Annotated in this window: 7 protein-coding genes and 1 CRISPR repeat array; of the genes, 2 read left to right on the forward strand and 5 right to left on the reverse strand. The window is 32.5% G+C overall.

What is annotated here, in order from left to right; genetic code table 11:
* Positions 1 to 473: 473 nt before the first annotated feature.
* Positions 474 to 1,385: direct repeats of the CRISPR family, unit length 31 nt; unit sequence GTGTCAATCCTTTATAAGTATCATATTTTCC.
* Between the two features lie 336 nt (positions 1,386 to 1,721).
* Complete coding sequence (locus EUBIFOR_RS03125; protein WP_003864465.1) at positions 1,722 to 3,011, reverse strand: IS110 family RNA-guided transposase; 1,290 nt, start codon at positions 3,009 to 3,011, stop codon at positions 1,722 to 1,724.
* A 326-nt stretch (positions 3,012 to 3,337) separates the two neighbouring features.
* Between EUBIFOR_RS03125 and EUBIFOR_RS03130 the strand changes: the two genes are divergently transcribed.
* Positions 3,338 to 4,561, forward strand: a complete 1,224-nt coding sequence (locus EUBIFOR_RS03130; protein WP_003864466.1) for a WYL domain-containing protein — start codon at positions 3,338 to 3,340, stop codon at positions 4,559 to 4,561.
* 10 nt (positions 4,562 to 4,571) lie between these two features.
* Here the strand turns inward: EUBIFOR_RS03130 and EUBIFOR_RS03135 are convergent, their stop codons facing one another.
* The 4 genes from EUBIFOR_RS03135 to nrdD form a co-directional block, all read right to left on the reverse strand.
* A complete protein-coding gene (locus tag EUBIFOR_RS03135; RefSeq protein WP_003864467.1) occupies positions 4,572 to 5,168 on the reverse strand; it encodes a TM1812 family CRISPR-associated protein in 597 nt (198 codons plus the stop codon).
* A 15-nt stretch (positions 5,169 to 5,183) separates the two neighbouring features.
* Positions 5,184 to 6,002: a hypothetical protein gene (locus EUBIFOR_RS03140; protein ID WP_040466112.1), complete on the reverse strand. Its 819-nt coding sequence runs from the start codon at positions 6,000 to 6,002 to the stop codon at positions 5,184 to 5,186.
* A 297-nt stretch (positions 6,003 to 6,299) separates the two neighbouring features.
* Complete coding sequence (nrdG, locus tag EUBIFOR_RS03145) at positions 6,300 to 6,821, reverse strand: anaerobic ribonucleoside-triphosphate reductase activating protein (RefSeq protein WP_003864469.1); 522 nt, start codon at positions 6,819 to 6,821, stop codon at positions 6,300 to 6,302.
* Between the two features lie 588 nt (positions 6,822 to 7,409).
* Entirely contained in the window at positions 7,410 to 9,584 is a 2,175-nt protein-coding gene (gene nrdD / locus EUBIFOR_RS03155) for an anaerobic ribonucleoside-triphosphate reductase (RefSeq protein WP_003864471.1), read from the reverse strand.
* Between the two features lie 320 nt (positions 9,585 to 9,904).
* On the opposite strand from nrdD, the gene EUBIFOR_RS03160 reads away from it, so the two are divergent.
* Positions 9,905 to 10,603 (forward strand): TIGR00266 family protein, encoded by a 699-nt coding sequence (locus EUBIFOR_RS03160; protein WP_040466113.1) that lies wholly within the window; start codon positions 9,905 to 9,907, stop codon positions 10,601 to 10,603.
* The last annotated feature ends 22 nt before the right edge of the window (positions 10,604 to 10,625 follow it).

Genomic DNA, 10,625 nt, shown 5'->3' on the forward strand with positions numbered 1-10,625 from the left:
ATAAATCGAATCCATGTTTTCAACGATGTTTAATATCGTCAAACACAGATACCCTTTCACATCCAATTTCAATGTATTTAACAACTATTTAAATTTATTTACGAACACTTTTTATATGAGCACACCTCTTTTTCTACCTCCGACCCTTATATGTCTTGATATTTCATAGAATTAATCAAGAATTTAAAAAACATGAATTTAGACAAATAAAAAACGCTATCCAATCAATCTAGATAGCACTTTCAATTCCAATCACAATTGTTCATTTAACAAAAAATCTATAAACACATGTTCTTACTGACATCATTACAACACAACACTCTTCTGCACATAAAGCAGCATATATTTCATCACTAAAATAAATTCACGTAGAAACAATAATAAAAAATTGGAGGCCAAGCCTCCAAAATTCACTCCTTATAAGTAGCATAGTTTCCAAATATAGTTAATCCAATGGCTGGTAACAGTTACTAGCGTTGATCCTTTATAAGTATCATATTTCCCATTATGTCGTATTTAGAATTGAAAAGAAAGCATCAGTGTCGATCCTTTATAAGTATCATATTTCCCATGATGGATTTATGAAGAATTTATTCGTAATCCACAGTGTCGATCCTTTTTAAGTATCATATTTCCCTCATAATGTAAATGAACCAATTCAAGGGCCTATTCAAAGTGTCGATCCTTTATAAGTATCATATTTTCCCTTCTCAAAAATCAGAGTATGATTACGATGCTAGCGAGTGTCGATCCTTTATAAGTATCATATTTTCCGAAAAGAATATTCAATTACTGAATTTGCTCATGAATTCGTGTCGATCCTTTATAAGTATCATATTTTCCATGAGGAAGTAGATACAGATTCACCTATGGTTACTTTAGTGTCGATACTTTATAAGTATCATATTTTCCTCGGAATACAAGATGAAACAACAGAAAAAGCACAGATAGTGTGTCAATCCTTTATAAGTATCATATTTTCCCTTTGGAACCATGAAATTAAGACATATGTTAAGTTGTGTCAATCCTTTATAAGTATCATATTTTCCTTTGACAATGACTATGAAGGAAAGGAAAACTGGGGGCAGTGTCAATCCTTTATAAGTATCATATTTTCCTGATGGAGACAAAGTAAAAGACCATCTTTGTCATTAGTGTCAATCCTTTATAAGTATCATATTTTCCGCAGGAATTAATCGCTGTATTTGGAGAGGATCTTTATGTGTGTCAATCCTTTATAAGTATCATATTTTCCTGTAGAAGACGTTTTGAATTTCGATGGAAGCATGTGTCAATCCTTTATAAGTATCATATTTTCCCAGTGTCAACTGCTTGTAAAGATGTTATCGATAGAGTGTCAATCCTTTATAAGTATCATATTTTCCTTACTAAATATAGCACATTTTGGACTTTGATTGATAAAAATGTTGAAAAATAGCTGATTTTGGCATATATTTTTCGACCATCTCCTGTTTTTTGACTATTTTTTATGCTTAAATCAGCTCGAATTTGGGGGATGGTCGAAAATTTAGTCATATTCTGGTTGTGAATGTATAACCATGTATTAATATTTTAAACTCTTGTTTGAATTATATAAGAATATTGTTTACACTTTAAATATAAGTAATCACAAGGAGGTACCTAATCTGAAAATAAAATTTATAAAAAGAAGAAGTTAGAAGTACAAAAGGGCGCAAAGCCCCTTTCCCCAAATATAAAGATTATTGTGTTGCTATAATATTGGCATTTTGCTGAATCATTAATGTTAATTCTTCAACTGTAAGTCCAATATCTAGTAGTTGCTTAATATCTGATTTCAAGTTGTTCTTAACGTATTTAAGTCTTTGTTCAACCGGTGTTTCAACTTCTGACAAGTCTGCAGGATTCCAGATTTCTCCTGTAAGAAGCATATGATATGTGGCTACAAGTATTTTTCTGGCAATCGCAATATAAGCACGTTTCTTTCCTCGGCGCTTTGAAATCTTATTAAACTTGTTGGCGTAGTAAGGATGGCTCTTATCATTGACTGCTGCATGTGCAACTTCAACCAAACATGGTTTAAGATATACTCCGGCTCTGGAAATGCGTACAGATTTTTTCTTTCCTGCTGACTGGTTACTGGATGGAGTTAAACCTGCCCAAGAAGTTATTCGTCTTGAAGTAGTGAATTGATTCATATCTATACCGATTTCAGAAAGAATAATGATGGCAGAGTTTCTAGAAACACCAGGTATTTGACACAAAAATGAAATATAGTCTCCGTATGGCTCAATCATCAAATCAATAAGTTTATCAAGTTTTTGAATATTAGATGATAATTGTTTAATGTGATCATTTACTAGTTCTATACGAGCTTTCTGGACTGGTTTTAAATCGGTTCCGTTAACAGAGTCAAGAATCATATCAGGAGATGCTTTACATTTTTTGTGAACTTTTGAAAGAATATCTTCATCTGTGTATGGATTATCTGATAGAATAAGGGCGATGATATTAGATGCGGATTTGCCGAAAACATCAGTAAAGACCATATCCAGTTTACAATTGCCAGAAGTAAGAGCATTCTGAAAACGGTTCTTTTCACTGGAACGCATATTAACAAGTTTGTATCTATAGCGAGTGAGTTCACGGAGAATACGGAAATCTTTTTGAGGTATAAAACTACTTCTAACAATACCGAACTTAAATAAATCAGCAATCCATTTGGCATCTTTATCGTCGTCTTTCTCGCCTTTAACAGCGCGCACCCATTTAGGGTTGGCAACGACGATATTGGAAATGTGAGATTCCAATACATTGTAGACAGGAATATAGTACTTACCAGTGGATTCCATGCATACATTTTGACAGTCGTTTTGAATCAGCCACTCTCTAAAGCGGATCAAGTCGTTGTGAAAAGTCGAGAATCTTTTTTTTAGATAAATGGGTTCAACGGATTCAGAAATGCAGATAACTGCGACAATGAATTTTTTGTGCACGTCGATACCACAAACACGAGGATAAATGATTTTCATGGAAAAAGCTCCTTTCAAAATAAAGAAGAAAGAAGCATTGACTGAACGAGTGGCACTAAAGATTAACTAATAGTCAATGATTAATCTGCGGACTTGATGTCAACACTAATGTGTGCTTGAAATACTCGAACTTACACTGGTTAGTATGCTGATTTAATCTGAACGAGATGCAGAAGTCTGCAACTCACCCCACCGTGCTCTGTAGTGTACTTCTAACTTCAAGAACATGGTAGCAAATAAAAGATAAAAAATAAAAGCAAAGCTCAATGCACATTTTAATTCCAATGTGTGCCTTGGAGCAAAGCGGAAAGGCATGGTAGGTTAGTATGGCAACAATAAAATGTCCTTATTGTTCTAGTAAAATAAAGCTTGAACGATTTCAATATAAAGATATTGTTGATAGTGAATTGAATGATAAATATGTAGAGGAAAAACAGAATCCACAAAATTACTATAGTGGAAATGACACCACAAATATATATGTAGATGAAGAGATGTGTAAGAAGTTGGATCAGGATGCAGTTGAATTTGGGTTTGTTCGAAACAAAAATGGAAATGCACATTCTCCAAATAGAAATGCCTTTATTTCTGCAATCATGATAAATTACTATGATGAATTCAATGTAGAAGAAGAACAAAAGAAAGGTGTCATTGTTGATACTTTAAAACAGAATATTCCACTTCTTAAAGATGTATCCACAAATCGAATTGCTTCTTGTATTATGGCTGGTATGGATACTTTAGCTAGCGAAAAGATTCGAAATAAAAAGATTATCATCAAACTTAAGAAAACGAATATGAATGAAAATATTTATGATGATATTCAATATAATAAATTCTTTAATAACTCTATATCATCCATTAGTGAATTCTATTATTCTATGTTCCAATCTTTCTTTAAACTTCCTCAATACCTTCGTGAACAAATCATATTTAAAAAGAAGTTCAAAGATTTAAGAAAATATATTGAAGATGGTAAAACCATTCACATGAAATATAAGAAGGATAAGAACTATAGAAATGTATTCCCATACAAAATTGTTCAATCCGTTGAAGAAAGCCATAACTACTTGTTGTGTGTGGAAAAAACAGAAGATAGAAACAACCCTGGAAGCATTATCACAATGTGCATTTCTTATCGTATTGATAATATTGGAGATACCATCAAACTTTCAAATTCACCATTTGAAATCACTGAATCACAAAAACAAGCTTTGGATGAATCTATTTCAAACAGCCCTTCATCCGCTCAACAAGAACCTGGTGAACATATACTTGTAGCTTTAACTTCAACCGGAGTTGGCTTATTAGATGCAATCTATACTTTTAAACCTACACACATTGAACCAATCAAACAAATTCGTGAATATACAATTTATAAAGTATATGGATCAAAATTTCAAAGCTATACTTATTTCAAACGTTTTGGAGAACATGCGATTATTTTAAATGACAATAGTTTTAAACAATCGCAACTCATCTCTGCTCAAAAAATAATCAACAACTATAATTCAATAATTTCACAATTAGAAGAAGAGTTAAATCAATAACTCTTCTTTTTTACATTTCATCAAAATTAAAAACTGTTTTTAAAAATTTCATTGGATCCTTTTCTTCAAATCTAGAAATACTTTCAATTAAGTTATTCAACAAAAATAAACTTGTGACATCCACAATTGGATGCACATAATTTTCATCCATTCCAAAAGTATAATGTGCATATACAACATCACATATTTTAAGTCCAGGTATGAATTTTTGTGCATAATTACAAGATACAAATACAGTCATCGGTGTTGGTTTAAGTCCAAACGTAATATCAAAATACACTTGATCATTTTCTTTAAATGTTTCATACAAACGCATAAACGTTTGAATCTGTGATTTTTGTTCATGTTCAAAATGTGCATTCACATAATGAAATTCAAAATCGTTATTAAAAGACTTTTTCAATTCCTCTTTTAATAATTCCACATTCTTATGACTATCCATTGTATCAAATGAATCTACTGCCACCACTTCAAACTTTTCACCTTCTTTAATCACAGTAGAAATATGGGCAGTAATAGGAAACATGCACTTTAAAGTCAAATTTTTATGACCATAGTTCACCTTTCCAATATGTTGTTGACCAATAATTGTATAAAATTTTTTCATTTCAATTCCTCCATTCTATCGCCATTGTTTTAGGCGTTCTTTTAACAATTGTGCGAAATACGCATCATACTTCGCAATCTTTTTAGATATGGCAGCACCAGAAATATGCATAGTTTCAGCTATCTCTTTTCCTTTCTTGATTTTTTTATGGTTTTCAAGCACTTCCAAATATCTCTCACGAATAAAGATTTCATCTTCCGGATGATTTTCAATATGTGCATATAAAATATCTAGAAATTCTAAGATGACATCATCCAATAATTCTGCCTCTTCTACTCGTTGTTCCGCCTTTTCATCCCTTAAAAAAGAAGCATTTGTCGGTATATCATCTTTTTTAGAATCCTTGTCCGATTTCATACGCTCTTCAAAAACAAGCGTTTGTGTTGGATTACTATATTTAAAGTCATCTTTTTTAGCTTGTCTTGCCGCATTATTTAAATTACCTGCAATTAAAGCCTTCACATAACGAATCATCTTTGCCTCTGCATATTCATCGGCAACTTCAATCTTATGTTCAACAAGCTTCTTCAAGAATGTTTCAACCGCTTTATGAATGCATTCCGGCATACAAGCAATTGCGTGCACAATATCTTTTGAATACAGACAAACAGTAGCATCTGTAGTCACAAACTTCTTTCCAGAAGCTTCATCTGATGCATTTGTTTCAACATAGCGAATTGTTTCTGAACATAGTTGTGCCAACAAATATACTTGTTCCCAAAGAAACATATACATTTTTTGTTTCTCTAATTCATCTTTTGAATCATAATAATTCATCACTCCCTCACATACTTTTTTTGCCAAATCTAAAAGTGCTTTATATTTTTTGTTCATAATCATTTCCTCCTAAGCCTTGCGGCCTTTCTTTATCTAAGAAAAGTTTATCAACAAATTATTCCATTGTAAGTTCCTTATATCAGTTACTTTACGAACACTTTTAATAGTCTATTTAACATTTCTTTATATGTTATAATATCTTTATATGTACTCTTTTTATTCATTTTAATATCAGCTCCTTTCATTTATCTTCACTACTAATTGTCAAAAAACACAAAATTATTAACTTAAAAGTAAAAAAAAGATACTTGCATCGCACAAATACAAGTATCTTATTCATTTAACCATTAAAAATTATTCCAAATATAATACAACCTCTTGTTCCTTCAAAGATTTCTTCATATCAATCACTCTTTGATTTCTTGAACCACGAAACGCCAAAGCGATATCTTTTTCTTCTTCCTTAAAAGGACCATCCACTAATACATCTAATAAAGACAACATTTCATCTGTGACTTCGCAATGTTTTCTTCCTCCATCTAACAAGTCTTGATCAAGAATAAATCCAGTAAACGACCAAATATTCTTTTCAGGTAATTCTTTACGAACACGACGAAGAAGTTTCACAAGTTCCCTTTGATTTTCTGGTTCAAATGGTTCACCACCAAGCAATGTCAATCCTGCAATATGAATTGGTTTTAAAGCTTCAATAATTTCATCTTCCGTTTCCTTTGTATAAGGCTTACCATAATCAAAGTTCCATGTTTCTGGTTGGAAACAATTCTTACAATGATTTGTACACCCTGATACAAATAGTGTTACACGTACACCTTTACCATTTGCGATATCATTCTTTTTTATATTTCCGTAGTACATTTAAATGCCTCCTAAAAAGTTCATATAGTGTAAGCGATCAATTCAAAATTGTAAATATCACAAAAAATTCTTTTGACTTTTTAAAGCCAAAAATTTTCTGTTGTAATATCAGAATCATTCTTTCTATTTTCTAAAATCACATGATACAATATATCTGAGAGTAGACAATGGGATGGCTTAAAAAAGCCTAAAGGTAGTTCTCCTAGGGACGATCTGTATTAATCGTTATTAATACCGTCACAGGGGCTTTAAGCTACGAAAACGCTTGAGTTTCAATAGCCCCAAGGAGGTGATATTGTGCATGGATATTTAATATTTATTGCAATATTCTTATCGATTTTGCTAGTGATTGTCCACAAATTAGTTCAGATTGCTGAAGCAATTTTAAAACTACTTCATATAATTGAAGATATGGGCAAACAAATACATAAGTTGAAAAGACATAAGAAAAAACTACCTCGATATTCCGGCAAGAAATTAAAGTAGTTTTTTCATAACTATACATTTTCCCAAGGAGAACCCTTTATTGGATACTCTCTTTTCATTTACATTCTACCACATCAAACCGTTTTATCCAACAAAAATCTATTATAAGTGTAGTACTCTTTCTTTGATTTCTTGTGTTCTTCCTTGGTTCCAGAACTGAGTTCCAATATATCCACAAGTACGACGAGCCACATTCATTTTTTCTTGGTCACGATTGCCACAATTTGGACATTCCCAAACTAATTTGTGGTTTTCATCCTCTACAATTTTAATTTCACCTGTATATCCACATACTTGGCAATAATCCGATTTTGTATTCAATTCCGCATACATAATGTGATTATAAATATGTTTCATAATTGCCAATACTGCATCAATATTATTTTCCATATTTGGAACTTCTACATAACTAATAGCTCCACCTGGAGAAAGTTTTTGGAATTGCGATTCAAATGATAATTTCGTAAACGCATCAATTTCTTCTGTAACATGCACATGATAACTATTTGTGATGTAGTTTTTATCTGTTACATGAGGAATAATTCCAAAACGTTCTTGTAGATGTTTCGAGAATTTAAATGTAGTTGACTCCATTGGAGTTCCATATAATGAGAAATCAATATTTTCTTCAGCCTTCCATTTAGCACATGCATCATTTAAATATTGCATAACTTTTAAACCAAATGAAGTTCCTGGCTCCTCAGTATGAGGGTGTCCAGTCATATAATATACACATTCACATAATCCGGCATACCCTAATGAAATTGTAGAATATCCACCAAACAATAATTTATCGATTGGTTCGCCTTTTTTCAAACGAGCCAATGCCCCATTTTGCCATAAAATAGGCGCTACATCACTTGGTGTTCCAAGTAATCTTTCATGACGGCACATCAATGCTTTTTTACAAAGTTCCAATCTTTCGTCCATGATTCTCCAGAATTCGTCTTCATCCTGTTTACTTGAACAAGCCACATCCACTAAATTCAATGTAACAACACCTTGGTTGAAACGACCATAGTATTTTGGTTTTCCATTTTCATCTAAATATGTAGTTAAGAATGAACGACATCCCATACATGGATAACAATGACCTTCACCATTCGCATCCACTTTCAATTCCAACATTTTCTTTTCAGAAATATAATCTGGAACCATACGCTTAGCTGTACATCTTGCAGCTAATTCTGTTAAATACCAATATTTTGAACCTTCTTCAATATTATTTTCTTCAAGAACATAAATCAATTTAGGGAATGCTGGTGTGATCCAAATACCCTTTTCGTTTTTAACACCCTTGATTCTTTGTTTCAACATCTCTTCAATAATGATAGCCAAATCATCACGAGTTTGTCCTTCAGGTACTTCATTCAAATACATAAACACAGTTACAAAAGGAGCTTGTCCATTTGTCGTCATCAATGTGATGACCTGATATTGAATCATCTGTACACCTTTTTCAATTTCTTTACGAACACGCATCTCTGCCATTTTATTTACTGTATCTTCAGAAGAATCTAGATTTAATGATTCCAATTCCTCTTTTACTTCACGACGCGCTTTTTCTCTTGAAACCTGTACAAAAGGAGCTAAATGAGAAAGCGTAATACTTTGTCCTCCATATTGAGAACTTGCGACTTGTGCAATAATTTGTGTAGCCACATTACATGCAGTTGAGAAACTATGTGGTTTTTCAATCATAGTTTCAGAGATAACTGTTCCATTTTGAAGCATATCCTCCAAATTTACTAAACAACAGTTGTGCATGTGTTGTGCAAAATAATCTGAATCATGGAAATGAATAATTCCTTGTTCATGAGCTTCCATAACATCTTGAGGCAACAAGAAACGTTTTGTGATATCCTTTGACACTTCACCCGCCATATAATCACGCTGAACACTATTCACCAATGGGTTTTTATTTGAGTTTTCCTGTTTTACTTCTTCATTATTACGCTCAAGTAAAGACATGATTTGTTTATCGGTTGAATTTGCCTTACGAACCAATGCGCGTTCATAACGATACGTAATATAGTTGTGAGCCACCGCAAAACAACGATGCTCCATCAATTCACCCTCAACCATATCCTGAATTTCTTCAACATTTGGACTTCTCTTTAAATTTTCACATTTATTGATAACACTCTGTGTCACAGAACGAATTAATTCATCAGACATTTGATTATGTGTAGTTGCTTTATTGGCTTTTTTGATCGCATTTTCAATTTTCGATGCATCAAAAACGACTTCTTCTCCACTTCTTTTAATTACATTCATACTATTCCTCCTAAAATAGTTGAACCTTCAACTATTTTTAATGACTATCTTAAGTATACTTATATTTTTTTCTAAAACAAGACTTTACATTCCTACAAAATAATGCTTAAGCGATAAGTAAAGGATACCAGTTTCTTTATTTTAAAAATTCAATTAATTTGTATAAATTTTTCTTTTCCTTGACTATTTTGTGCAACCCTCCTTTACACATAGGATAACTCCTATACAGACATCATTTATGTCAATTATATTTTTTTCAATATTTCATGTTAAATTCACATACACTTGATACAATAGAAGAAAGAAAAGGAGATCATACTATGGATTACAAAATCAAAGGGGATTCTGATTGCCCTATCGTTGAAATCAATTTACAGAATAATGAAACGATAAAAATCGAAAGAGGCTCAATGGCCTATATGTCGAATGTTACAATCGAAGGTAAAATGAACAGCAATAAGAAAGGTCTAGGTGGTGTATTAGGAGCCATCGGACGAAGTCTTACAAGTGGTGAAAGTATGTTTATCACAGAAGCCACTGGTACAAGTCATGATGGTTTACTGGGTATTGCACCTTCCATTCCAGGAAAAATTGTATGTTTAGAAGTGAATTCACAAAATCACTACTATTTAAACAATGGGGCTTTTCTAGCCTGCGATAATAGTGTGAGCTATGAAATGAAAACTCAAAGCGTAGGAAAAGCATTGTTTGGTGGAACTGGTGGATTCTTTGTCATGCATACATTTGGTCAAGGAGATCTTTTAATCAATGCATATGGAGATATCATGGAAATCAATGTAGACGATGCACACCCAATCACAATCGACAATGAACATGTTATCGCATGGGATGATTCTTTAGATTATGAAATCAAGATTGCTTCTGGAACATTTGGATTTACTACTGGTGAAGGTTTAGTCAATGTATTCCACGGCAACGGAAAAGTATACATTCAATCTCGTAACCTTCATTCACTTGCCGATGCATTGACCCCATTCATCCCTCAAACAAAAGACTAAAAAAGCGTGATTTTTCACGCCT

Source organism: Holdemanella biformis DSM 3989 (assembly GCF_000156655.1).
Classification (GTDB): Bacteria; Bacillota_I; Bacilli_A; order Erysipelotrichales; family Erysipelotrichaceae; genus Holdemanella; species Holdemanella biformis.